The following is a 23,775-nucleotide window of genomic DNA, read 5'->3' on the forward strand; positions in this document are numbered from 1 at the left end:
ATTTTCTTGTTGGGAGAAGAGCATGAGCGAATTGGTGGTGGCACGGCCGGTGCTCGAGGGTGCGGCGGCAGTGGGCGATGCGGCGTTCGCCGGCTTCGTGCGCAGCGGCGCGGTGATGGAGATGAAGGCCTTTTCCGGGCTGAGCGGGGATGCGGGCGGCTATACGTTGCCCAGGGAGATCGATGCGACGATCGACGCGACGCTGAAGGCGGCATCGCCGATCCGCGGCATCGCCAATGTCGTGAAGGTGGGCAGCGCCGGCTATCGCAAGCTGGTGACGACGGGCGGCACACCATCGGGCTGGGCGGCCGAGAACGGCGCACGCACTGAGACGGCGACGCCGAGCTTCGTCGAGATCGCGCCGCCGATGGGCGAGCTCTATGCCAATCCTTCCGCGACGCAGGCGATGCTGGACGACGCCAATTTCGATGTCGAGGAGTGGCTGGCCGGTGAGATCGCCGCGGAGTTCGCCAAGGCGGAAGGGGCGGCGTTCGTCAACGGCAACGGGACGAACCGGCCCAAGGGCTTCCTGCAGCAGCCGACCGCGGCGATCGGCGATGCGACCCGCCCCTTCGGGACGCTGCAGCACGTGCTGGCCGGCGCGGCGGGCGATTTCGGGAGCAATCCGCAGGAGCGGCTGATCGACCTGGTCCAGGCGCTGCGCGCGCCATACCGTCAGGGCGCGAGCTTCGTGATGAACGCGGCGACGCTGGCGCGCATCCGCAAGTTCAAGACCAGTGACGGCGCGTTCGTGTGGCAGCCGAGCCTGTCGGCCGGGCAGCCGGCGACGCTGCTCGGCTATCCGGTGGTGGAGGCCGAGGACATGCCGGACATGGCCGCCAACACGCTGTCGATTGCCTTCGGCAATTTCCGTGCGGGCTATCTGATCGCCGAGCGGCAGGAGACGGTGATCCTGCGCGATCCTTACTCCAACAAGCCGTTCGTGAACTTCTACGCCACCAAGCGCGTCGGCGGCTGCGTTTCGAACAGCGAGGCGATCAAGGTGATGAAGTTCGCCGCGGCGTGATGCCGGTGCCCCTCCCGCCGATCGGCGGGAGGGGATTGTTCTGGATCGTCCGGGGAGACGTTCATGACGGTTTCGGAGGTGCCGTCCGCCGCGATTGCCGCGGCGGTGGGGGAGGCGCGCGTGCTGCTTCGGCTGGAGGGCACGGGCGAGCAGGCGCTGCTGGAGCGGCTGGCGGCGAGCGCGATCGCGCTGGCGGAGGCGTTCACCGGCACGCTGCTGATAGCGCGAGGGCTGGCCGAGGTGCTGCCGGCGGCGGCGGGGAACTGGCAGCTGCTGTCGGCAGTGCCGGTGCGGGCGATCAGCAATGTGGCCGGCCTGCCGGCGGACGGCGCTGCGTTCGCACTGCCGGCAGGGGGCTTTGCCGTCGACGTGGATGGTGAGGCGCGCGGATGGGTGCGCGTGATTGCGTCAGGTGCGGCGGGGCGGGTGACGGTGAGCTATTCGGCGGGGCTGGCGGATGACTGGGCCGGGGTGCCGGCGCCGATCGCGCAAGGCGTTGGCTTGCTCATCGCGCACCTCTTCAACGATCGCGAGGCGGGGCAAGCACCGCCGGCGGCGGTCGCGGCGCTGTGGCGGCCCTATCGCCGCATGCGGCTGACGGCGGAGGCCCGGGCTTGAGCGCCGCGGTGCCGCTTCAGGCGGCGATGGTGGCGGCGCTGAAGGAGATCGTCACCGCTTACGATGCGCCGCCGGTGCGAGCGGCGCTGCCGTACGGGCTGGTCGAGGATCCGGTGCTGGCGCGCTGGGGCGGGGCGGGGATCGACGGGCGCGAGGGGCGGGTGCGGATCGTGCTGCACGATGCCGGCGAGCGGCCGGTGCGGCTGCGCATGCTGATGGCGGCAGCGGAAGGCGCGGTGGCGGCGCTGTCCGGCGCGATCGGCGAGGGATGGCGCGTCGTCGCGCTGCGGCTGGTGCGCGGACGCATCGCGCGGGCGGGCGGCGGCGAGCGCTGGACCGCGACGAGCGAGTTCGCGGTGAAACTCTATCGGGAGGAATAGGCATGGCGGTGGAGAAGGGTTCGGCGTTCCTGCTGAAGGTGGGCGATGGCAGCGCGACGCCGGCATTCGCGACGGTGGCGGGCATGCGCACGACGCAGCTGAGCATCAACGGCGAGGCGGTGGTGGTGACTCACAAGGGATCGGGCGGCTGGCGCGAGCTGCTGTCGGGCGCGGGCGCGCGCAGCGTCAGCGTGTCGGCGGCGGGGGTGTTCACCGGATCGGCGGCGGAGACGCGGGTGAAGACCAATGCGCTTGCCGGTACGATCGACGATTATCGGCTGAGTTTCGAAAGCGGCGAGACGCTGACCGGCCGGTTCCTAGTGACGCGGCTGGACTATGCCGGGGATTTCAACGGCGAGCGCAGCTACACCGTGAACCTCGAAAGCTCCGGCGCGGTGGTGGCCGCATGAGCGCGGCGAACCTAGCCCGCGGCGAGGCGAACCTGCGGGTGGCCGGGGAGCTGCTGGTGCTGCGGCCGAGCTTTGCCGCGCTGGTGGCGGCGGAGGAGGAGCTTGGGCCGCTGTTCGCGCTGGTGGAGCGGGCCGCCGAGGGGCGGATGGCGCTCAGCGAGCTGGTGGCGCTGTTCTGGCACTGCCTGCGTGATCGACCGCCGGCGCTGACCCGCGATTCGCTGGGCGAGGCAGTGGCGGCGCAGGGGCTGACCGCGGCGATGCCGGCGCTGAGGCTGCTGCTGGGCCAGATCCTGGCAGGACGGTGACGTTCGCGGAAAACGCGGCGCGGCTGGCGGGCTGCGCAGGCGTGGCGTTCGGCTGGTCGCCGGACCTGTTCTGGCAGGCGACGCCGGCGGAGTTGAGCGCGCTGGTGCGGGCGCTGGGCGGCGAGGAGCAGTCCGCCCCGCCCGATCGCGCGATGATCGCGCGGCTGAAGGGGACATTTCCCGATGGATGAGGATTTCGACCGCATGCTGGTGAGCGTGCGGGCCGACACAGCCGGCTTCGCGCGCGATGTCGCCGAGATGCGCGCCGCGCTGGAGGGGCCGCTGTCGACCGGAGCAGACCGCGCCGGGCGGGCGATCGAGACGACGCTCTCGCGCGCGGTGCGGACTGGCAAGCTGGGATTCGAGGACCTGAAGCGCGCGGCGCTTTCGGTGCTGGACCAAATTGCGGCGGGCGCGCTGCGGACCGGGATCGAAAGCGTGCTCGGCGGCGGGGCGCAGCCGGCGGGGGCCGGGCTGCTGTCCGCGTTGATCGGGGCGATCGGCGCACCGGGGCGGGCGACCGGCGGGCCGGTATCGCCGGGGCGGCCGTTCTGGGTGGGGGAGCGGGGGCCGGAGCTGTTCGTGCCCACGGCGGCCGGATCGGTGATGCCAAACGGTGGCAGCGGGACCCCACGCGACGTGCGGGTGAACATCACCGTCAACGCCGCGAGCGAGGCAGCGCCGGCTGCGCTGGCCCGATCGAGCCGGCAGGTAGCGCGGGCCGTGCGGGCAGCGCTTGCAGGAGCGGATGACTGATGGGCCATTGTCTCGTCGCCGCGCGCGGCGCGCACCATGAAGCAGGCGTCATCACGCGCTTCGACCCGCGGTTCTGGACGGTGAATTTCCCGCGGCCGATGATGGCGGCGGTGACGACGAGCGCGCCGGACGCAATGCGCGTCGACTGCGTCTTCTATCGTAAGAATGATCTCGCCGGGCTGATCTGGGCGGCCGAGGACCGCCACGATCACCCGCTGTTGGCGTATGAGACAGCGCGCGATTTCCGCCGCTGCCGCCTGTCGTTCCGCTGGCAATCGTCAGGCGTGCGGCCGCTGGACGCCACGCACGGCCCGGTGCTGACGATCGAGGGGCGCGACGCCGCGGGCGTGGCGCGATCCTGGTACGTGCGGCTGTGGAATTATGCCCAAGGCACGCCCGAGGATGCCCAGGTGTCGATCGACTTCGCGAACGTCGTGGGCGGTTTCCAGCTGCCGGCGGAAGCAGATCCGGTGTGGGCTGGGGACGTCGATCGCATGTTCCTGTCGTTGGTCGCGCCCGATTATGACGAAAGCGATCGCCCGCTGGCGGCGCCGGCTGAGGGCTGGGCGGAGCTTAGCGCGATCCGGTGTGACGGACCGGGATCAGTGCTGGCGATCGGCGAGGCGGTGCTGCCGGAACATGGCCTGGCGATCGCCAATGGCTATGACGACACGTATCACCTGACGCCGGCGCGTGTGCTGCGGACCATGCTTCACCTCGGGTACCGCGGGGCGATCGTCCATTATGTGGGCATGAGCCATTATTTCCGGCTCGACGGCGACCTCAAGGTCACCGGCACGCTCAATGCGCCTTGTGTCGCCTGGCACCGTGGCTTTGCCGAAGGCGCGACGCAGCTTGGCTATGACGTGATCTGGTCCCTCTCGTACGAATTGTTCGACGCGCATTGCCCGGAAGCGTGGAAGCAGCGCGATGCGGAAGGCGCGCCGGCGTTGACCGGGTGGGAGCCGCCTTCGACCCTGCTGTCGCCGGCCAATGCGACGGCGATGGCCTATCTGCAGGCGATCGCACTGGCGTTCGTCGGGATCGGCGCGGCGGCCGGGCTGGCGGCGAAGTTCCAGGTGGGGGAACCCTGGTGGTGGGTGAAGGCGGACGGGCGCCCCTGCCTGTACGATGCGGCCGCCGTGGTGGCCTTCGCGCCAGTGCCGATCCCGAGCGTCAACGGCCCGCAATCTGCGGCGCAGCGCGCGACGCTCGATACGGCAGGTGCGATGCTCGCCGGATCGACGGCGGCGCTGTGCCAGGCGGTGCGGGGGGTGCACCCGGCGTGCGAGACGTTGCTGCTTACCTATCTGCCCACCGTGCTGGACGCCAAAGCGCCGGAAGCGAAGCGGATGAACATGCCGCTCGGTTGGGCGAGCCCGGCCTTCGACGTGCTGCAGCTGGAAGATTACGACTGGGTGGTGGCGGGCGATACCGCCTCCACCGCGGCGGGCGTCGCGCTGGCGAGTGCGCGGCTTGGCTATCCACCCGAGCGACAGGATTATTTCTCGGGCTTCGTGCTGCGGCCGGAGGACAGGGGACAGTGGCCGGCGATCGATGCGGCGGCGGATGCGGCGCGCCGGCGCGGGGTGCGGCGGGCGCATGTATGGGCGCTGCCGCAGGTGATGCGCGACGGCTTCGTTCACTGGGACGAGCGGCAAGGGGAGGATGAGGTGGAAGCATTCGACGACGTGCTGTTCCCGTTGGAGCTGGGCCGCGAGGCGGAAGTGAGCCCCGGCTTTTCCACCGCGATCGTGACGAGTGCCGGCGGGCGGGAGAGCCGCAACGCGAGCTGGGCGGCGGCAAGGACGCGCTATGATGCCGGGCCGGGCGTGCGCAGCGAGGCGGATATCGCGACGTTGCTGGGCTTCTTTCGCGCGCGGATGGGGCCGGCGCGCGCCTTTCGGCTGCGTGACCCGTTCGATTCGATCGGGGAGGACGAGGTGATCGGCCGAGGCGACGCCGTGACGCGGCGCTTCCCACTGGTAAAACACTACGGAGGCGCGGAGCGGCGGATCACGCGGCCGGTGGCGGGCAGCGTGGCGGTGACGGTGGATGGCGCGGCGGAGCACGGCTTCAGCGTGGAAGCGGGCGGCATGATCGTCCTCGACGTGGCGCCGGCTGCTGGCGCGGTGATCGCGGCGTCCTACATCTTCGACGTGGCGGTGCGGTTTGCCGAGGATCAGCTGATCGTCGCACGCGCGACCTTCCTGGCCGGGTCGGCGCCGTCGGTGCCGCTGGTCGAGGTGCGCGAGGCATGAGCGATCGGCTTTCGACCATCGCGATGCTGTGGTTGCTGTCGCGTCGCGATGGCGTGACGATCGGGCTGACCGATCACGACCGCGACCTGATCGTGGAGGGGCAGCTGTATCGTGCAGCGCCCGGCATGACGCCGTCGGCGATCGAGCGCGGCGACGGGCTGGACGGGGCCGCGATGGAGGCGCGCGGGGCGCTGACAGCGGGTGCGGTGACCGAGCGGGATCTGGCGATCGGACGTTGGGACGGCGCGCGGGTGAGCGTTGCCGCGGTAGATTGGGCGATCCCTGGCGCGCCAGTGTCGCTGGGCGAAGGTACGATCGGCGCGATCGAGATCGACGAGACCGGCTTCACGGCCGAGCTGCGCGGCGTTGCGGCTCGGCTGGACCGCCCGGCGACGGAAGTGACGAGCGCGGCTTGTCGCGCAATGCTGGGCGACCACCGCTGCCGCGTGCCAATGGCGGGGCGGCGGCGCTTCGCGCGGGTGGTGGCAGCCACGGGCGGGCTGCTGACGCTGGACCGGGTGGAGCCGAGCGCGGACGCTTATGGCGGTGGCCGGTTGCGCTGGTTCGGTGGCGAGGCATGCGGGCTGGAGAGTGCGATCGCGCAGTCGGAAGGGGCGACGGTGTTGCTGCGCACGCCGCCGCCGGTCGCCGTCACGCCGGGAATGCTGGTCGAGGTGCAGGAAGGCTGCGACAAGATCCTGGCGACCTGTAGCGGGCGGTTCGACAATGCCGCGAACTTCCGCGGCGAGCCGTATCTGCCCGGCATGGACCTGCTGACGCGTTATCCGGGCGCGTGACACGCGGAGAACGCGTCGCGGCGGCGGCGCGGGGGCTCGTAGGGGTACCGTTTCGGCTCCACGGGCGTGATCCGGCGACGGGGCTCGATTGCGTCGGCGTGGTGGCGCTGGCGCTGCGCGCGAGCGGCCATAAGGGCGCGGTACCGGAAGGATACCCACTGCGCAGCGGCGATGTCGCGCGGTTCCGAAATTGTTTTGATGGGCTGGTGCCAAGCGCGGGCATCGGGGCGGGGGATGTGCTGCTGTGCCGCAGCGGACCCGGGCAGGTGCATCTCGCAATCCATGTCGGGAACGGGTTCGTCCACGCCGATGCCGGCCTTCGCCGCGTCGCCGAGCGCCCGGGGGTGCCGCCGTGGCCGATGCTGGGCGCCTGGCGCATCGCCGGCAATGAACAGGAGGCAGGTTGATGGCGACGCTGGTGTTGACGGCCGTCGGCGGACTGGTCGGCGGACCGCTGGGGGCGGCGCTTGGCGCCACGCTCGGCCGGGCGGTGGACGGCGCGGTGCTGTTCAAGCCACGCGGGCGGCAGGGGCCGCGCCTTGCCGATCTGGCGGTGCAGACGTCGAGCTATGGCCGATCGATCCCGAGGATCTACGGCCGGATGCGCGTGGCGGGACAGGTGATCTGGTCAACCGACCTCATCGAGCATCGCGGCGAGCGGGGCGGGGGCAAGGGGCAGCCGAGCGTCACGAGCTACAGCTATTCGGTGTCCTTCGCGGTCGCCATATCGAGCCGTCGAGTGCGGCGTATCGGGCGGATCTGGGCGGACGGGAACCTGCTGCGCGGCGCGGCGGACGACTGGAAGGTGAAGACCGGCTTCCGGCTGCATGACGGCGACGAGGCGCAGGAGGCCGATCCGCTGATCGCGAGCGCGGAAGGGATCGGCCGGGCACCGGCGCATCGCGGCCTTGCCTATGTGGTGTTCGAGGATCTGCCGCTGGAGGCGTTCGGCAATCGCATCCCGTCGCTGACCTTCGAGGTGGTGGCGGACGAAGAGGATGTGCCCGTCGGCAGGATCGCGCAGGATCTTGGCGGTGGGACGATCGTGACGGCTGAAGCCGCGATGCCGCTGGCGGGGTTTGCCGCCGACGGGGATTCCGTCCGCGACGTGGTCGAGGCGCTGGCCGCTATGTCCGGCGCGTGGTTCGGCCCGGTGGCGGGCGGTGTGACGATGCGCGCGGGCGACAGCCCGGATCGGGTGATCACCGACGAGGGCCCGATGCGGCGGATCGCGGCGGCGGATCAGGCGCCGGCGACGGTATGCGTCGCGCATTATGATCCAGAACGTGACTGGCAGATCGGGGTGCAAAGCGCGGCGCGGCCGGAGCGCTCTGGCAGTGTTCAGCAGGTGGAGATCGCTGCCGCATTGCCCGCCGCGGCGGCAAGGGGGGCGGCCGAACGGATGCTGGCGCGCGTCGAGAGCGAGCGGCGCACGCGCCGGGTGACCGGTGACCTGACGATGATCGAAGTTCTGCCCGGCGAGGTGGTGACAATCGCGGGTGAGGGCGGCGGCCGCTGGCGGCTTCGCGGAACAACGCTGGAGCGGCATCAGGTGGCGCTTGACCTTGTCGCGCTGGCGCCGGCGGCGTTGCCGGCCCTGGCAGCGAGCCCCGGGCGGGTGCTGCGGGCACGGGACAACCCGCTCGGCGCCACGATCCTACACGCTGCGGAACTGCCGCCGATGGGCGAGTTCGTGCCCGGCGCGCCGAGCGTGACGATCGTGGCGGCCGGAACCGGGGCGGGGTGGCGGCGCGCGGCGCTTCAATACAGTGTCGATGATGGCGCGTCGTGGAGCCCGGCTGGCGGCACGGCGGCGGCGGGGATCGTCGGCAGCTTGATCGCAGCGGTTCCCGCAGGGCCGGCCACCATCGTGGATCGCGTGGCGGTGATCCGGGTGAAGCTGGCGCACGGCGCGATGATGCTGGGTGATGCCGATGCCGCGGCGCTCGACCGGGGAGCTAACCTGGCGCTGGTGGGCGAGGAACTGGTGCAGTTCGGCCGGGCGCGGATGATCGAGGGCGGCGCGTGGGGACTCAGCGACTTGTGGCGCGGGCGGCGGGGGACAGTGCCCGCGCCGATCGCAGTGGACGCGCGCTTCGTGTTGATCGAGCAGGCCGCGGCGAGGCGGCTCGCGGTTGACGCTGCACCGGGCGGGCGTGTGCTTCTCTACGCAAGCGGGGCGGGCGACATGGTTCCCGCATCTGCCGAAGTCGTGCTGAGCGGTGCGTCGATTCTGCCGCCGGCACCCGTCCGGCTTCACGCCGCGGCTGTGGCCGAGGGAACCATGTTGCAATGGCGGCGGCGCAGTCGGACGGACTGGCGGTGGCGCGACGGCGTGGATGCGGCGCTGGGCGAGGAAGCGGAGGCGTATCTCGTCACGGTGACGGAGGCCGGTGGCGAAACGGCGACGTTCGAAACATCGACACCGTCATTGCTCCTCGACGCGCAATACGTGAGCGCGGGCTCCAGGGTTTCTGTCCGCCAGCGCGGCACCCACGGCGTCTCCGCCGCGGCCGAGATCATTCTCTAAGAAGGACTGGTTCCATGACCGATGATCGGACTGCTCGCCTGGGCCTGCCGCTGCTGCACGCCGGTCAGGCGCAGAAGGAGATGGACCATAATGAAGCGCTGCTTCGGCTCGACCTTGCCGTGCAGCCGGTGGTGATCTCGATCGGCCGGAACGATCCGCCTGATGCACCGGAGACGGGCGCGTGCTGGGTGGTCGGCAGCGATCCCGTAGGGGCGTGGGCGGGCCGAGCAAATGCCGTCGCCGGTTGGACGCAGGGCGGCTGGCGGTTCCTTGCGGCGATTGCGGGGATGAGCGTTTCACGGCGCGACGACGGCATGCCAGCGCGGTTCGATGGAAACACTTGGGTGATCGGTGCATTGCAGGGGAGCGCATTGTTCCTCGGCGGCGTTCAGGTCTTGTCGGAGCGCCAGCCGGCGATCGCGGACCCGAGTGGGGGCGGCACGATTGATGCGGAGGCGCGGGCGGTGCTGGGCAGCGTTCTTTCTGCGCTGCAAGAGCATGGCTTGATAGGCCGCTAAAAAAGGTGTGGCACTTCGGCAACAGGTCTCGCCTTTTGTATTCTTGCGTGGAAACCAAGCTTTCGATAGGGAGTTTGCCTTGTCCGTAGTGACACTGATGAAAGGGGACTAAGATGCGGAAGCTTGCCGTAGTACTGGCGCTCGCCTCCACCGCACTCGCCTCGCCTGCACTCGCCCGCGACAATGCGTGGTACGTGGGCGCCGAGTTCGGCGGAATGATCGTCGAGGACATCACCTACGACATCTCCACGCCCACCACCACCGGCACCGGCACCGTCAATAGCGATTACGGCTATGACGCTGACGGCATCGTTGGTTACGATTTCGGCGGTTTCCGCCTGGAAGCGGAAGTCGCGTACAAGTCGGCTGATCTCGACAGCTACGCGTCGAGCCTGCCGACGCCGTTCAACAACGGCATCGCCGCTCCGAACACCTTCGACCTCGCTGGCGGCCGTACCACGGCGCTCAGCTTCATGGTCAACGGCTTGCTCGACTTCGGTGACGATGACGGCATCCAGGGCTTCATCGGCGGTGGTGCCGGTGTGGCGCGGGTCAAGGCACGCGTTGCGCTCAACCAGCGCGGAAGCTTCCTGAACGACTCGGACACCGTCTTCGCTTGGCAGGGTATCGCGGGTGTCCGTGCGCCGCTGACTGACAATGTCGACGTCTCGCTGAAGTACCGCTTCTTCAACGCCGACAACGTCAAGCTGGTCGACGTGCTGAACCGTGGCTTCGAGGGCCGGTTCCGCTCGCACAGCATCCTGGGCGGCCTGACCTACAACTTCGGCGAACCGGCTGCTCCGCCGCCGCCGCCGCCGCCGCCGCCGCCGCCTCCCCCCCCGCCGCCGCCGCCGCCGCCGCCGGAAGTGGTCTGCTCGCCGGGTCCGTTCATTGTCTTCTTCGAGTGGGACAAGTCGGACATCACTCCGGAGGCTTCGTCGATCCTCGACAACGCCGTCACGCAGTACCAGTCGTGCGGCAACGCGCAGGTCATGCTGGCCGGCCACGCCGACCGCTCGGGTTCGGCCTCGTACAACGTGGGTCTCTCGCAGCGTCGTGCAGACGCGGTGAAGGCTTACCTCACCTCGCGTTCGATCCCGGATGGCGTGATCTCGACGGAAGCGTTCGGCGAAAGCCGCCCGCGCGTCGACACCGCCGACGGTGTGCGCGAAGTGCAGAACCGCCGCGTGGAAATCACCTACGGCCCGGGTGCGGGTCAGTAAGGCTGACGCCTACAAGGCTGAAAGATTGGGGAGGTCGGTTCGCCGGCCTCCCTTTTCTTTTGTGTTACTGTTTCGGGGCGCGCAGTAACTAACCTCGTGGAAAATGTTGCCGCTCGGTTGAACTGTGCTCCTAGCCATTGAAGTAGCGTGACTTTTTTGCAGCGCTGGCCTCGGAGGCGTGGCGTGACGCTTCCTGCGGTCAGCGGAAGCAAGCACAAGGGCGAGCTGATTTCGTCAGGCCGATAAGCCGCACCGAGGATGAATGGTCAGGCGCCGCCGTCCCCGTTCTCGCCTCCTTGCCCATCTCGCCCCTCGACCGGCCCCATTCGGTTTGGCGCACGTGTTCGTTACGCCGCAATTGGTTCCGGTCATCATCTTGGGAGATCGACCATAGGCAGCGCGTCTGCCGGGCCGTAGCGGGAGGATGTCAGATAGCGCGCATGCGACTGTCGATCGTCGCCCGCGCGCTTCGATGCGGCAGGTAGAACGGAGCTTCCGGCGGCTTGGCTGGTTATTCCGGCTGGGCGAGACCTAAAGCGGGGCCGTGGCGCAGACAGGGGTAGGATGAATACACCAAGGATTTCGGGGCTGCTGGAGACAGCGCTCTATGTGGACGACATGGCGCGAGCCGCGCGGTTCTTCCGTGATGTCCTGAACCTCGCCCCGATGATCGAGAGCGATCGGCTGACCGCCTTCGATGCCGGGCGCGGCGGCGTGTTGCTGGTGTTCGCGCGTAGCCAATCAATCGAAGATGTGCAGATCCCGGGCGGGACCATTCCTGGACACGACGGCAGCGGGCCGCTTCACATGGCCTTCGCGATTGCGGATGACGCCTACGAGCCGTGGCGCGCGCATCTTGTGAAGAATGATGTCCGCATCACGCATGAGGTGCAATGGCCGGCAGGTGGGCGTAGCCTGTATTTCGAGGACCCCGACGGCCATGTGCTCGAATTGGCCACGCCAGGATTGTGGAAGAATGATGCCGAGCATCCGGGGCGCTTGCCTGCGGGAACCAAGTGACGGAATGCAGCGATGTCGCTGACCAGATTATCCAGGGAGAAAACGTGATCCTGCGCAGCTTGTTCGTCGCCAGCCTGCTGGCCTCCACCGCCTGCTCTGCCGAGCCGCAAGGAATGTCGAACGCGGGGGACGCGCCTGCCGCGACGACCGCCGGAGCCAAGCCGTTCGTCGAGACCGTTGTCGCCGATTTCGACGCGCCGTGGGCGATGACGTTCCTGCCCGATGGGCGGATGCTGGTGACGGAGAAGGCGGGCAGCCTGCTGCTGGTATCCGCGGACGGCAAGACGCGCTCCACGATCGCGACGCTGCCGGTGGATAGCGCCGGACAGGGCGGACTGATGGACGTGGTGCTGGCGCCCGATTTCGCCACCTCAAAGCGCGTGTATCTCAGCTGGTCGATGGCTGGGCCGGGCGGCAAGGGTGTGGTCCTGTCGCGTGGCGTGCTGGATGAGACGGGCGGCAGCCCCAAGCTGCAGCAGATCGAGGAGCTGTTCCGGGCGACGCCGTTCGTTGAAGGCAACGGCCATTATTCCGGGCGGATCGCCTTCTCGCCGGATGGCAAGTATCTGTTCTTCACAAACGGCGAGCGGCAGAAGTTCGATCCTGCTCAGGATCCAAAGGCCACGCTCGGCAAGGTGCTTCGCCTGACGCTCGACGGGAAGCCGGCACCGGGCAATCCGCTTGCCGCGCAGGGCTTCCACCCGGCGGTGTGGAGCTATGGCCACCGCAACCTGCTTGGCATTGCTTTCGACGCGCAGGGGAACCTGTGGGAGCAGGAGATGGGGCCGAAGGGCGGCGACGAGCTCAACCTTGTCCTGCCGGGGCGCAACTATGGCTATCCCAAGGTATCGAACGGGGACCATTATGACGGGCGTCCGATCCCGGACCACAACCCGGGCGACGGGTTCGAAGCGCCGAAGGTGTGGTGGAACCCGGTGATCTCGCCGGGCGGGCTGATGGTCTATTCCGGCGATCTGTTCCCGCAGTGGAAGGGGGACGCCTTCATCGGCGGGCTTTCGTCCCAGTCGCTGGTGCGCGTTGATCTTGATGGCACCAATGCGCGCAAGGGCGACCAGTTCGACATGGGTGCCCGCATCCGCGAGGTCGAGCAGGGGCCGGACGGGGCGATCTACGTGCTGGAGGACGGCGCGCAGGGATCGCAGGGCCGGCTGATCAAGCTCACTCCCGCACGATAAGATAGTTCATCCGCGCCGAGGCGATCGGCTTGGTACGGTCATCCTGCCAGGCGGTCGCCTCCACATTGGCGATGCGGGTGCCGAGCCGAGTGACGACGCCGGCGGCGCGGGTCACGCGCTGCCGGCCGCCGCGCATGAAATCGACCGTCACGTTGATCGGCTTCACCCGGCCGCCGCCGTCGGCTTCAAGCTGGTGGCGAAGCGCCGCGATCGCGGCGACCTCCAGCAGCCCCGTTATCGCGCCGCCCTGAACGAAGCCGGGGCGGCCGAGCACGGCCGGGCTGAACGGCATTGCGAGCACAGGCCGATCGTCCTCCCATTCGAGGCTTGCGCCGAGCAGATCGGCATAGGGCGGCAGCTTCATGCCTGCGGCTCCAGGAACATGAAGGTGCCGGTGACATGGGCGATAGGATCGTCGGGGTCGCCGTCATGGGCCTGGCCGCGAACGAAGCTGATCGACCGTTTCAATGCATAGCATTCGCCATGGCCGATGACGGTGTGGCCGGGGCGGGCGGGGCGAAGGTAATCGACGCGCAGATCGAGCGTTGCGTGCGGCACGAAGCGACCGAGCCGGCGCATGCTGGCGAGGCTGGTGGCAATGTCCATCAACGCGAAGATCGGGCCAGAGGCGATGACGCCGCTGTCCTCGTCTCCGATGATCTCTTCGGAATAGGGGAGCGTCAACTCGACCCAGCCTTCGCCATGCGCGTGATAATCGATGCCAAGGCGGCCGCCGTGACCGCCAAATCGCACGTCTTCCATGCCGGGCAAGCCGGCCAGTGCCGCGTTGATGCTCATGGGCGACGGCTCTACACCAGCCTCCGCCGATCGCAACGCCGCGCGGCCGACGCCATGAAGAGCGGCATTGATGCCGTTGCGCGGGTCATCTAAGTCGATCGTATCAGTTCTCGGGAGAGGTGGAATGGACGAGCGCGTTACGATCACGGTGGAGGACGGCATCGCCGATGTGCGGCTGAACCGCCCGGATAAGATGAATGCGCTCGACCCGGCGATGTTCGCCGGGATCAATTCTGCACTTGAGCGACTGACCGGCATGCCGGAGGTCCGCGTTGCGGTCCTTTCCGGCGAAGGGCGGGCGTTTTGCGCCGGGCTCGACATGGGTTCTATGGCGGCCGGGGGATCAGGCAACGATCTGGGCAGGCGTAGCCATGGCCTGGCCAATACGGCGCAGAACGTTGCCTGGGGCTGGCGATCGCTGCCGATGCCGGTGATTGCCGCGGTACACGGCGTGGCGCTCGGCGGCGGTTTCCAGATCATGTCCGGTGCCTGCGTCCGTATCGCGCGACCGGACACGCGGATGTCGATCCGCGAGACCTATTGGGGTCTGGTGCCGGACATGGCCGGGCTGGCGTTGTGGCGTACGCTGGCGCGGGACGACGTGCTTCGCGACCTCACGTACAGTGCGCGCGAGTTCACCGGCGAGCAGGCGGAACGCTATGGCTTCGTCACGCGGGTGGCCGATGATCCAAGAGCCGCGGCATTCGAACTGGCGCGCGAGATCGCCAGTCGCAACCCCGATGCGGTGAAGGCATCGAAGCGGTTGATCAACCTGATGGCCGACGGCGACACCGCGACCATGCTGCAGGCGGAAAGCGACGAGCAGATCAAGTTGATGCGCTCCCCCAACCAAGTGGAAGCGGTGCGTGCGAACATGGAGAAGCGTGCGCCGGTGTTTGCCGACTAAGCATCGTTCCACGGCACCAAAGCGTCGGTCGTTGGTTGATAGCCGGATCGTTCATCCAAGGAGTATCGCCATGACCGACGCACTGACCGGCGACATCAACACCGTGACCGGCAAGATCAAGGAAACTGCTGGTGCCGCCACCAACGACCGTTCCATGCAGGCTGGCGGCATGTTCGACCAGCTGAAGGGCGCGGTTCAGAAAGCCATGGCGCCGGGCGCCGACGGGCAGCCAGAGGCGGTGGGCAAGGCAAAGGCCTTCGCCAAGGAACGCCCTTGGGCGACGGCTGCGCTGGTCGGCGTGCTTGGGCTTGCGACCCTCGGCACGTTGCGCGGACAGCGCTGACGAACACAGAGCAGGCTGAGCTAAGGAAGAAGCCACGCGGGTGCAGTTGCCCGCGTGGCTTTTTCATTCGCCTTTGACTCGCATCTCTTTCAGCCGCTCCACAAACTCCGCGGGCAGGCTGACGCCCTTTGGATCGGTCATCACGATCGTCGTGTCGCAGGTGGCGATGCAGCTTCCGGACTGAAACATCGCAGCCAGCATCTCAAAGCTGCGGTTGCCGATCCGGCCAATGCCGAGTGCGATCTCGACATCTTCGGGGAAGGTGCCCTCGGCGAGATAGTTGATCTCGTTGCGGGCCACGACGGCGCGGAACGTACCTTCCGCCATCTTGCCACGATTGACGCGGCCCAGCCGCTGGTTCGTGCGCACCCGCGCGTCCTCGAACAGCGAGGCGTAAGCGACGTTGTTCAAATGCCCCATCGTGTCGAGATCCTGGAAGCGGGTCTGCTTCGTCTCGTGCTGCGGATAGGAGGCGGGATCGAGGCGCCAAGCGGCAGGGCGGGACATGATGCTGTTCCTGTCGAGCTGAAACAAATTCCCCGGCGGAGGCTCGTGCCCGGGACGAGCGGCTCGTCTGTGGGCGCGGCCTTCGCCGGGGAATAAGGTGTTGTCTTTCATGGTCCGTCACGGGAGCCAGTCCCGTGACGTCAGGCGCGGCAGCGAACGCTGCGCTGGTCGGCCTAGAGAGTCAGCGCACGAGCTGCGCGCCGACTCCCTGCGGCTCAGCGCGGTGCCATGCGGATCGCGCCGTCGAGGCGAACGTCTTCGCCGTTGAAATAGCCGTTCTCGATCATCAGCGTGGCGAGCGCGGCATATTCCGACGGTTCGCCGAGGCGCTTCGGGAACGGAACCTGAGCGGCGAGCGCGTCCTTCACGTTCTGCGGCGCGCCCTGCAGCAGCGGGGTGTTGAAGATGCCCGGCAGGATGGTGTTGACGCGGATGCCCTCGCTCATGAGATCGCGCGCGATCGGCAGGGTCATGCCGACGACGCCACCCTTCGACGCCGAATAGGCCGCCTGGCCGATCTGGCCATCCTCCGCCGCAACCGACGCGGTGTTGACGATCGCGCCGCGATCGCCATCCGGCAGCGGATCGAGCGTCATCATGCCGGCGGCCGACTTGGCGATGCAGCGGAAGGTGCCGACGAGGTTGATCTGGATGATCCAGTTGAACGCATCGAGCGGGAAGTGCTTGATCGAGCCGTCTTCCTTGCTGCGGCTCGCCGTCTTGATGGCGTTGCCGGTGCCGGCGCAGTTCACGAGGATCCGCTCCTGACCGATCGCTTCGCGGGCCTTGGCGAAACCGGCGTCGACCGAAGCTTCGTCCGTCACGTTGACCTTGCAGAAGACGCCGCCGAGTTCCTGGGCGAGTGCTTCACCCTTCTCTTCCTGCAGGTCGAACAGCGCGACCTTCACGCCCTTCGAGGCGAGCAGGCGGGCCGTCGCGGCGCCGAGACCGGACGCGCCGCCGGTGATCACGGCGGAAATGGTGTTGTCGAGCTTCATTGGTGGTTCCCCTCCCGAAGAGTTGCCCCGCACAGGCGGCGGCACAAGGGCGTCCCCGCGAAGGGCGGGGACGCATCACAAGGTTGATCGAACGTGGCTTAGGCCGCGGCCTTCGCCTCGCCCTGCCAATCGCAGTTTTCGATGATCGTCACGTTGGCGACGCCGCCGCCCTCGCACATCGTCTGCAGCCCGTAGCGACCGCCACGACGGCGCAGTTCGTGCACCAGCGTTGCCATCAGCTTCGTGCCGGACGCGCCCAGCGGGTGACCGAGCGAGATCGCGCCGCCATTGACGTTGAGCTTGTTCGGATCTGCCTTGGTGTGTTCCAGCCAAGCGACCGGCACCGAGGCGAACGCTTCGTTCACTTCGTAAAGGTCGATGTCGTCGATCGAGAGGCCGGCCTTCTTCAGCGCCTTGTCGGTGGCGAACAGCGGCTCTTCGAGCATCACGACCGGGTCACCGGCAGTGACGGTGAGGTTGACGATCTTCGCCAGCGGCTTGAGGTTGTACTTCTTCAGCGCTTCCTCGCTGACGATCAGCACCGCGCTGGCACCGTCGCAGATCTGGCTCGACGAAGCGGCGGTCAGAACGCCTTCTTCGGAAAGCTTCTTCACGCCGGCCATGCCTTCAGCCGAGGCATCGTAGCGGATGCCTTCGTCGGACGTGTGCACGTCCTTGCCCTCAGGGGTTTCGATCTCGATCGGGACGATCTCGTCCTTGAACTTACCACCCTGCGTCGCGGCGACCGCCTTGCGATGCGAGTTGAGCGAGTATTCGTCGAGCTGCTCGCGGGTGTAGCCGTATTTCTTGGCGATCATCTCCGCACCAGCGAACTGGTTGAAGTTGATGCCCGGGAACTTCTCCTCAAGGCCCGGCGACTTGTTCTTGCCGAGGCCGGCATCGTAGAACAGCTTGTACGTGGAGCCCATCGGCACCCGCGTCATGCTCTCGACGCCTGCCGCGATCACCACGTCCTGCGTGCCCGACATCACTGCCTGCGCGGCGAACTGGATCGCCTGCTGCGAGGAGCCGCACTGGCGATCGATCGTGACCGCCGGAGTCGACTGCGCGAGCTTCTTCGAGGCGAGCACGGCGTTGCGGCCGACCTGGCCTGCCTGCTCGCCACCCTGGCTGACGCAGCCCATCACCACATCGTCAACCGCGTCGCCGGGAATCCCGCTACGCTCGACGATCGCATCCAGAACCTTCGCTGCCAGATCAACTGGATGGACACCCGCGAGCTTACCCCCGCGACGACCACCAGCCGTCCGAACTGCGTCGACGATATACGCCTCGGCCATCTTCCGACTCTCCATAACAGATGTTATCCCGGTGCGTCATGTGGCGCGGTTTGACGCGCTCGGCAAGAGGTGGAGAGGTGAATGAACGTATCTGATGCAGTGATCGAGCGGCGCTCGGTACGCGGGTTCCTGGACAAGGAGGTGCCGCTGGAGGTGCTGAAGGAACTCGCGCTGCGCTCGGCACGCGCCGCGACGGGCGGCAACATTCAGCCCTGGCACATCGACATCGTCACCGGTGCGAAGATGGACGAGCTGAAGGCGATCATGCGCGGCAAGCTGGAGCGGCGCGAAAAGGAAACGCCGGGCTATGACATCTATCCGCGTGAAATGACCGAGGCGACGAAGAAGCGCACCTTCCAGATCGGCGAGATCATGTACGGCCATCTTGGCATTCCGCGCGAGGACAAGGCGGCACGCGCGCAATGGTTCGCGCGCAACTTCCAGTTCTTTGGCGCGCCGGCGGCGTTTTTCGTGACGGTGGACCGCCGCATGGGGCCGCCGCAATGGGCCGACCTTGGCATGTACCTGCAAAACCTGATGCTGCTCGCGGTCGAGAAAGGACTGGCGACCTGCCCGCAGGAATGCTGGGCGGTTTACCCCAATACCGTTGAAGGCTTCCTCGGCACACCGGCGGAGCGGATGCTCTTCTGCGGCGTGGCGATCGGCTATGAAGACCCGGAGGAGCCAGCGAACCGGACACGCGCGCCGCGCGCGCCGGAAGAGGAATGGCTGACCATCCTCGCGTAGGCAGCGGTAGGGATAAAAGGAGGGGGGCCGCGCGGATCGCGGCTTCCCCTGCTTCAGCAAGCTATCGGCGCTTAGTCTGGCTTGCCCTCGTCGATGGCGGCGAGGATCATCCGTTCCCATGCGGCGGTATCACCGACGTTCGCCATCGCTTCGGTGGGCGCACGCAGGGTGTGTAGAACCGCCAGCGCATCGTTGCGGAAATCGCGCCAGGTTGCGTCCACCGCATCGGCCGCCGATTCCTGATCGCCTTCCCCGTTCGCGCTGATGCGCTGGCCGGCGAGGACCCGCGCAATCCGTTCAAGTGCCGGGACGGTAGCTATATCCATGCTGGCTTCTCCTTGTTCCGGAGAAGCAACAGTTTAGGCGGCGCCGGGTTTCCACGGCGCCGCACTTATCAACGACCGTAAGCCGTTCAGGCCTGGGCGGCCGCACGCGGGCCGCCACGGCCGCGTCCGCCGCGACCACGGCTGCCGCCCGCCCCACGGCGGCTGGCGTTCGCATAGTCGCGTGTGGCGGTCGGCTGATGCGTTGCTTTCGGACGTGCCGGGCCACGCTGCTGGCGTGGGCGATCCTCGCGCGGGGCGGGATCATTGCCGATCGCCTTGATCCGCGCCGCCTTCAACGCGTCGGCGCGCTTCATGAAATCTGCCGGAAGCGCGCGGACCGGCACCTTCTGGCGCGTCAGCTTTTCGATGTCCTTCAGGTACGGACGCTCATCGTCCGCGCAAAAGGCAACTGCGATGCCGCTGGCGCCGGCGCGCGCCGTACGACCGATGCGGTGCACATATTGCTCCGCGACGTTCGGCAGTTCGAAGTTGAACACGTGGCTGACGCCCGAAATGTCGATGCCGCGCGCCGCGATATCGGTCGCGACGAGGATCGGCACTTCGCCCGATTTGAACGCGGCGAGCGCACGCTCACGCTGCGGCTGGCTCTTGTTGCCGTGGATGGCGTTGGACGCGATACCGTTGCCCGCCAGCAGCTTCACGACGCGGTCGGCGCCGTGCTTGGTGCGCGTGAAGACGAGCGCACGGTCGATCTGCTCTTCCTGGATCAGGATCGTCAGCAGCGCCTGCTTTTCAGTCTGGTTGACGAAGATAACCTGTTGGTCGACGCGCTCCGCCGTGGTCGAGGCCGGAACGACGGAGACGGTCTGCGGCTGATGCAGGAACTGGTCCGCGAGTTCGCGGATCGAGTTTGGCATGGTGGCCGAGAAGAACAGTGTCTGGCGGCGTCGCGGGACCATCTTCACGATCTTGCGCAGTGCGTGGATGAAACCGAGGTCAAGCATCTGGTCGGCCTCGTCCAGCACGAGGATCTCGAGCATGGTGAGGTTGCAGAAACCCTGCTCGACGAGGTCGAGCAGGCGACCCGGCGTCGCGACAAGGATATCAACGCCGCGCGACAGATCCTGGCGGTTCTTGTTGATGCTGGTGCCGCCGAAAACGGTCGCGACGGTCAGCCGCGAGTTGCGGGCATAGCCGCGCGCATTGTCCGCGATCTGATTGGCGAGTTCGCGCGTCGGGGCGAGCACGAGCATGCGCACATGCGTCGGCAGCACCCGCTTCTGGCCTTCGAGCAAGCGCTGGATCGAGGGGAGAACGAAAGCGGCGGTCTTGCCGGTACCCGTTTGGGCAATGCCGAGAAGGTCGCGCCCGGTCAGCACGATCGGGATCGAATCGCGCTGGATCGGCGTCGGCGTCTCATAACCCTTGGTCTCGAGCGCACGAACGAGAGGCTCGGCGAGACCGAGATCGGAGAAGTTCATCAAAAACGTACCTAATATGATCGCACCCGCGCATCACGAGGACACACGGGTAGCGGGGAAAAATGACACCCCGCGTGACTTGGGAAGCCGGTTCGATCGACCGAGGCGGAGCCTGGGCTTGATGCCCGATCACGCTGCATACGCCTCGATGCTCGAATAAATGCGCACGTGCGGCGCGTAAGTCAAGCTGCGCCGCGAGTGCCAACTGCCACGCATGGCGCGGATTAACCTTTACTTGGCGCTAATTGTTCTTCCGCCAAGGGGAGCGCATGAGCGTATCTTCTGTGCCTGCAACCTGGATCGCGGTTCTCACGCAATTTGCCCTTGGGAGCGGCGCGCTGGCTGCGCTGGCGTTCGCGCCGCCCGCCAACGGCGCGATGCTGCTGCTACCGCTGACGGACGGCGCATCGGGGGTTGCGATTGCGCGCAAGCATGATGCGCTGCTCGTCTCGTCGAGTGCCGGCGGCCAACTGGTCGTGCGGGGGGAGCGCGACGAATTGCTCTGGCCCCTCATGAAGGCGGGTATTCTCGTCGTGGCCGCGCCGGTCAGTGGTTGCGGGGAGCCGGGCTGATGTCCTCCCTCGTCTCACTGCGGCGTCGCGGCATGCGGTTGCTGGTCGGCATGGGCTGGCTGTGCATTCCCTCGCTGTTGATCCTGGGGCACGCGCTGTCGAGCCCGAACATCGGGTTTGCTGTCGCTGTCGCCGCCGCGGCGAACGTCGTGCCCACGATGATGGTGCTGCGCCGCCGGCACGATGCGGCGGCGCGGATGAGCGTTGCTGCGCTGGGTGCGGTTCTGCCGGCCTGCTTCGTCTACATGCTGGCGGGAAATGCGTGGCAGATGGACGCGCACATGTACTTTTTCGTCGCGTTGTCGATGCTGGCGGTGTTGTGCGACTGGCGACCGCTGGCGCTGGCCTCGGTCCTCGTCGCGCTTCACCATTTCTCGCTGTCCTTCCTGATGCCGGCCTGGGTCTTTGGAACCGATGGAACGATGGGGCGCGTGCTGTTCCATGCGTTTGCCGTAGCGCTGCAGTTCGCGGCGCTCGGCTATCTCACCGTACGCCTGCGCACGCTGATCGTCGGGCTGGATGCGGCGCGGGCCGAAGGGGAGCAGTTGGTCGCCGTAGCAGAGGAGGAGCGGCGGCGCGCGATCGACGCGCTGGCATCCGCGAAGGTCGCGGAGGAGCGTTCCGCCGATGAACGTCGTCGGCGTGTCGCGGCGGAAGCGCGGCTGGACGATGAGCGCCGTCATGCGCTGGCCGCCCTGGCGGACGAGTTCGAGCAAACCGTGGCAGGTGTGGCCGTCGCGATCGAAGGCGCGGCGTCATCAATGGAAGTGTCGGCAGCGAACCTCACGCGGATTGCCGCGGATGCGGGGAGACAGGCGAGCGAAGTGGCTGCAGGTGCAAGCCAGGCTGCCGGTGCAACCCAGGACGTGGCCGACGCGGTTCACCGCCTTACCGGCTCGATCGTCGGGATTTCCGGTAGCGCGGAGGCTCAGGCGACACTCACCAGCAGCGTGCGCCGCCATACCGATGAGGGCAAAGGCGCGGTGCTTGACCTCTCCGTGCAGGCACAGAGCATTGGCGGATTGGTGGGCGAGATCCACGCGATTGCCGCGCGCACCAATCTCCTCGCGCTGAACGCGACCATCGAGGCCGCGCGCGCAGGAGACGCCGGCCGCGGCTTCACGGTGGTGGCAGGTGAGGTGAAGCAGCTTGCTGGCGGAACAGCACGCGCTACCGAAAAGATTGTGGCGCTGATGCAGGGCGTCGAACAGGCAATCCGGGCGACCGAGGCGAACATCGTGGAGGCGTCCGACGGGGTCGGCCGTGTCGCAACAGCCGCAAGCGACATCCGCGGTGCGGTGAGCGATCAGCGTTTGATGGCAGCAACGATCGAGCGAACCTCGCAGGAGGCCGCCCGGGGCGTCGATATGATCGAGCGGCGCATCGTCGAGGTCGCCACCGCGGCGAACGAAGTGGGTGCGCTGTCGCGTCACGTGCGCGACGCTGCGGACGCACTGTCCGATCAGGCGCGGAGGCTGCGCGTCACCACCGATGGCTTCGTGCAGCAACTGCGCAGTGGCGATACGCCGGCACCGCACAGCTTGACGGCCAAAGTCGCGGCATAGCCAGAAAAGAACGGCCGGCAGCGTGGCGGCCGGCCGCAAGGCCGCTTAGTTGCGCTGCTTAAAGCTTGCGGCTGATCACTTCCTTCATGATCTCGTTCGTGCCGCCATAGATCCGGCTGACACGCGCGCCGCGCCACATCTTGGCGATCGGATATTCGTTCATATAGCCAGCGCCGCCGTGCAGCTGGAGGCACTTGTCCATGACTTCCCACTGGAGGTCGGTATGCCACAGCTTGGCCGCCGCGCCTTCCTCGTTGGTGAGTTCCCCCTTCAGATGGCGCGCGATCGCCCAGTCGAGGTGCGCCCAGCCGACCTGCAGCTTCGCCTTCAGATCAGCGAGTACGAACTTGGTGTTCTGGAAATCGAACACGGTGCCCTTGAACGCCTTGCGCTCTTTCACGAAAGCAACCGTGTCGTCGAACGCCTTTTGCGAGGAGGCCATGGTGCTGACCGCAATCGACAGACGCTCCTGCGGCAGCTGGCTCATCAGATAGATGAAGCCCATGCCCTCTTCACCAAGGCAGTTGGTGATCGGAACGCGCACGTCCTCGAAGAACAGCTCGGAGGTGTCGGCGGCGTCCTGGCCGATCTTGTCGAGCTTGCGGCCCTTGCTGAAGCCCTCACGGTCGCTTTCGACGAGGATGATCGACATGCCCTTATAGGCGGGCTGCGCATCGGGATCGGTCTTCGCGACGACCAGCGTCAGATCGGTGTTCTGGCCGTTGGTGATATACGTCTTCGAGCCGTTGATGACGTAGTGATTGCCGTCCTTCTTCGCGGTCGTGCGGATCGACTGAAGGTCGCTGCCAGTGCCCGGCTCGGTCATCGCGATCGCGGTGATGACGTCGCCCGACACCATCTTCGGAAGCCATTCCTTCTTCTGCTCTTCGGAGCCGTAGGTCTCCATATAGCCGGCGACGATGTCGGACTGGAGCGAGAAGCCGGCGGGGACGCCCGAATAGGCCATTTCCTCGTCGACGATGGCATTATAGCCAAAGTCGAGGCCAAGGCCGCCATACTCTTCCGGAACGGTCGGGCAGAGCATGCCGACTTCGCCTGCCTTCTGCCAGAAAGCCTTGGGAACGAGGCGATCCTTTTCCCACTGATCCGCGTGCGGCACGCCTTCCTTGGCCAGGAAGCTGCGGACGGTCTGGCGGAACGCCTCATGATCTTCGTTGTAAGCGAAACGGCCCGCGATCTGGTCGAGCGACATTGAAGAAACCCC

Annotated in this window: 28 protein-coding genes; 20 read left to right on the forward strand and 8 right to left on the reverse strand. The window is 67.3% G+C overall.

Annotated elements, in window-relative coordinates:
- Positions 1-22: 22 nt before the first annotated feature.
- The 15 genes from ACH0AE_RS03230 to ACH0AE_RS03300 all read left to right on the forward strand — a co-directional run bounded on the left by ACH0AE_RS03230 (position 23) and on the right by ACH0AE_RS03300 (position 13,044).
- Positions 23-1,027 carry a phage major capsid protein gene (locus tag ACH0AE_RS03230; RefSeq protein WP_294443230.1) on the forward strand — a complete coding sequence of 335 codons (1,005 nt, stop codon included), beginning with the start codon at positions 23-25 and terminating at the stop codon, positions 1,025-1,027.
- Positions 1,028-1,090: 63 nt separating this feature from the next.
- Entirely contained in the window at positions 1,091-1,645 is a 555-nt protein-coding gene (locus ACH0AE_RS03235; protein WP_294443229.1) for a hypothetical protein, read from the forward strand.
- A complete protein-coding gene (locus ACH0AE_RS03240; RefSeq protein ID WP_294443228.1) occupies positions 1,642-2,025 on the forward strand; it encodes a DUF3168 domain-containing protein in 384 nt (127 codons plus the stop codon). Before ACH0AE_RS03235 ends, ACH0AE_RS03240 begins: the two co-directional genes overlap by 4 nt.
- Before the next feature lie 2 nt (positions 2,026-2,027).
- On the forward strand, positions 2,028-2,435 hold the full coding sequence (locus ACH0AE_RS03245) for a phage major tail protein, TP901-1 family (RefSeq protein ID WP_294443227.1): 408 nt from the start codon (positions 2,028-2,030) through the stop codon (positions 2,433-2,435).
- A complete protein-coding gene (locus tag ACH0AE_RS03250) occupies positions 2,432-2,743 on the forward strand; it encodes a gene transfer agent family protein (protein ID WP_294443224.1) in 312 nt (103 codons plus the stop codon). Before ACH0AE_RS03245 ends, ACH0AE_RS03250 begins: the two co-directional genes overlap by 4 nt.
- Positions 2,740-2,934 carry a phage tail assembly chaperone gene (locus ACH0AE_RS03255; RefSeq protein ID WP_294443223.1) on the forward strand — a complete coding sequence of 65 codons (195 nt, stop codon included), beginning with the start codon at positions 2,740-2,742 and terminating at the stop codon, positions 2,932-2,934. Before ACH0AE_RS03250 ends, ACH0AE_RS03255 begins: the two co-directional genes overlap by 4 nt.
- Positions 2,927-3,499 carry a tail tape measure protein gene (locus ACH0AE_RS03260; RefSeq protein ID WP_294443221.1) on the forward strand — a complete coding sequence of 191 codons (573 nt, stop codon included), beginning with the start codon at positions 2,927-2,929 and terminating at the stop codon, positions 3,497-3,499. The genes ACH0AE_RS03255 and ACH0AE_RS03260 overlap by 8 nt, the downstream gene beginning before the upstream one ends.
- Positions 3,499-5,760, forward strand: coding sequence for a DUF2460 domain-containing protein (locus ACH0AE_RS03265; RefSeq protein WP_294443220.1), 2,262 nt, complete (start codon positions 3,499-3,501; stop codon positions 5,758-5,760). Before ACH0AE_RS03260 ends, ACH0AE_RS03265 begins: the two co-directional genes overlap by 1 nt.
- Positions 5,757-6,557 (forward strand): DUF2163 domain-containing protein, encoded by an 801-nt coding sequence (locus ACH0AE_RS03270; protein ID WP_294443218.1) that lies wholly within the window; start codon positions 5,757-5,759, stop codon positions 6,555-6,557. The genes ACH0AE_RS03265 and ACH0AE_RS03270 overlap by 4 nt, the downstream gene beginning before the upstream one ends.
- A complete protein-coding gene (locus ACH0AE_RS03275) occupies positions 6,554-6,964 on the forward strand; it encodes a peptidoglycan endopeptidase (RefSeq protein WP_294443216.1) in 411 nt (136 codons plus the stop codon). The genes ACH0AE_RS03270 and ACH0AE_RS03275 overlap by 4 nt, the downstream gene beginning before the upstream one ends.
- Positions 6,964-9,087, forward strand: a complete 2,124-nt coding sequence (locus tag ACH0AE_RS03280) for a phage tail protein (RefSeq protein ID WP_406875443.1) — start codon at positions 6,964-6,966, stop codon at positions 9,085-9,087. Before ACH0AE_RS03275 ends, ACH0AE_RS03280 begins: the two co-directional genes overlap by 1 nt.
- Before the next feature lie 14 nt (positions 9,088-9,101).
- Entirely contained in the window at positions 9,102-9,605 is a 504-nt protein-coding gene (locus tag ACH0AE_RS03285; RefSeq protein ID WP_294445194.1) for a DUF2793 domain-containing protein, read from the forward strand.
- Positions 9,606-9,718: 113 nt separating this feature from the next.
- Complete coding sequence (locus ACH0AE_RS03290; protein ID WP_406875444.1) at positions 9,719-10,828, forward strand: OmpA family protein; 1,110 nt, start codon at positions 9,719-9,721, stop codon at positions 10,826-10,828.
- A gap of 564 nt (positions 10,829-11,392) precedes the next feature.
- Entirely contained in the window at positions 11,393-11,848 is a 456-nt protein-coding gene (locus ACH0AE_RS03295; protein WP_294443542.1) for a VOC family protein, read from the forward strand.
- Between the two features lie 47 nt (positions 11,849-11,895).
- Complete coding sequence (locus ACH0AE_RS03300; RefSeq protein ID WP_294443575.1) at positions 11,896-13,044, forward strand: PQQ-dependent sugar dehydrogenase; 1,149 nt, start codon at positions 11,896-11,898, stop codon at positions 13,042-13,044.
- On the opposite strand, the gene ACH0AE_RS03305 is transcribed toward ACH0AE_RS03300, so the two are convergent.
- Positions 13,028-13,408: a PaaI family thioesterase gene (locus ACH0AE_RS03305; protein WP_294443543.1), complete on the reverse strand. Its 381-nt coding sequence runs from the start codon at positions 13,406-13,408 to the stop codon at positions 13,028-13,030. The genes ACH0AE_RS03300 and ACH0AE_RS03305 overlap by 17 nt on opposite strands.
- Entirely contained in the window at positions 13,405-13,842 is a 438-nt protein-coding gene (locus tag ACH0AE_RS03310) for a PaaI family thioesterase (RefSeq protein WP_294443544.1), read from the reverse strand. The genes ACH0AE_RS03305 and ACH0AE_RS03310 overlap by 4 nt, the downstream gene beginning before the upstream one ends.
- 124 nt (positions 13,843-13,966) lie before the next feature.
- Between ACH0AE_RS03310 and ACH0AE_RS03315 the strand changes: the two genes are divergently transcribed.
- Both ACH0AE_RS03315 and ACH0AE_RS03320 read left to right on the forward strand, forming a co-directional pair.
- Positions 13,967-14,749 carry a crotonase/enoyl-CoA hydratase family protein gene (locus ACH0AE_RS03315; protein ID WP_294443545.1) on the forward strand — a complete coding sequence of 261 codons (783 nt, stop codon included), beginning with the start codon at positions 13,967-13,969 and terminating at the stop codon, positions 14,747-14,749.
- Between the two features lie 70 nt (positions 14,750-14,819).
- Entirely contained in the window at positions 14,820-15,092 is a 273-nt protein-coding gene (locus ACH0AE_RS03320; protein ID WP_294443546.1) for a CsbD family protein, read from the forward strand.
- A 63-nt stretch (positions 15,093-15,155) separates the two neighbouring features.
- Here the strand turns inward: ACH0AE_RS03320 and ACH0AE_RS03325 are convergent, their stop codons facing one another.
- The 3 genes from ACH0AE_RS03325 to ACH0AE_RS03335 form a co-directional block, all read right to left on the reverse strand.
- Complete coding sequence (locus ACH0AE_RS03325; RefSeq protein WP_294443547.1) at positions 15,156-15,599, reverse strand: thioesterase family protein; 444 nt, start codon at positions 15,597-15,599, stop codon at positions 15,156-15,158.
- A gap of 215 nt (positions 15,600-15,814) precedes the next feature.
- Positions 15,815-16,597 carry an SDR family NAD(P)-dependent oxidoreductase gene (locus ACH0AE_RS03330; protein WP_294443549.1) on the reverse strand — a complete coding sequence of 261 codons (783 nt, stop codon included), beginning with the start codon at positions 16,595-16,597 and terminating at the stop codon, positions 15,815-15,817.
- 98 nt (positions 16,598-16,695) lie between these two features.
- Entirely contained in the window at positions 16,696-17,898 is a 1,203-nt protein-coding gene (locus tag ACH0AE_RS03335; RefSeq protein ID WP_294443550.1) for an acetyl-CoA C-acetyltransferase, read from the reverse strand.
- Positions 17,899-17,979: 81 nt separating this feature from the next.
- On the opposite strand from ACH0AE_RS03335, the gene ACH0AE_RS03340 reads away from it, so the two are divergent.
- The gene (locus ACH0AE_RS03340; protein ID WP_294443551.1) at positions 17,980-18,645 is read left to right on the forward strand and encodes a nitroreductase; all 666 of its coding nucleotides are present in this window, start codon (positions 17,980-17,982) and stop codon (positions 18,643-18,645) included.
- A 71-nt stretch (positions 18,646-18,716) separates the two neighbouring features.
- Here ACH0AE_RS03340 and ACH0AE_RS03345 read toward each other — a convergent pair whose 3' ends face one another.
- Both ACH0AE_RS03345 and ACH0AE_RS03350 read right to left on the reverse strand, forming a co-directional pair.
- Positions 18,717-18,971, reverse strand: a complete 255-nt coding sequence (locus ACH0AE_RS03345; protein WP_294443554.1) for a hypothetical protein — start codon at positions 18,969-18,971, stop codon at positions 18,717-18,719.
- An 86-nt stretch (positions 18,972-19,057) separates the two neighbouring features.
- Positions 19,058-20,413, reverse strand: coding sequence for a DEAD/DEAH box helicase (locus ACH0AE_RS03350; RefSeq protein ID WP_294443555.1), 1,356 nt, complete (start codon positions 20,411-20,413; stop codon positions 19,058-19,060).
- Positions 20,414-20,682: 269 nt separating this feature from the next.
- On the opposite strand from ACH0AE_RS03350, the gene ACH0AE_RS03355 reads away from it, so the two are divergent.
- Together ACH0AE_RS03355 and ACH0AE_RS03360 are read left to right on the forward strand one after the other, a co-directional pair.
- The gene (locus tag ACH0AE_RS03355; protein WP_294443556.1) at positions 20,683-20,985 is read left to right on the forward strand and encodes a hypothetical protein; all 303 of its coding nucleotides are present in this window, start codon (positions 20,683-20,685) and stop codon (positions 20,983-20,985) included.
- Positions 20,985-22,550, forward strand: a complete 1,566-nt coding sequence (locus ACH0AE_RS03360; protein WP_294443558.1) for a methyl-accepting chemotaxis protein — start codon at positions 20,985-20,987, stop codon at positions 22,548-22,550. Before ACH0AE_RS03355 ends, ACH0AE_RS03360 begins: the two co-directional genes overlap by 1 nt.
- A 58-nt stretch (positions 22,551-22,608) precedes the next feature.
- Here ACH0AE_RS03360 and ACH0AE_RS03365 read toward each other — a convergent pair whose 3' ends face one another.
- The gene (locus ACH0AE_RS03365) at positions 22,609-23,763 is read right to left on the reverse strand and encodes an acyl-CoA dehydrogenase family protein (protein ID WP_294443560.1); all 1,155 of its coding nucleotides are present in this window, start codon (positions 23,761-23,763) and stop codon (positions 22,609-22,611) included.
- Positions 23,764-23,775: the final 12 nt, after the last annotated feature.

The sequence above is a fragment of the Sphingomonas sp. 179-A 2A2 NHS genome (genome assembly GCF_045371305.1).
In the GTDB taxonomy this organism is placed as follows: Bacteria; Pseudomonadota; Alphaproteobacteria; order Sphingomonadales; family Sphingomonadaceae; genus Sphingomonas.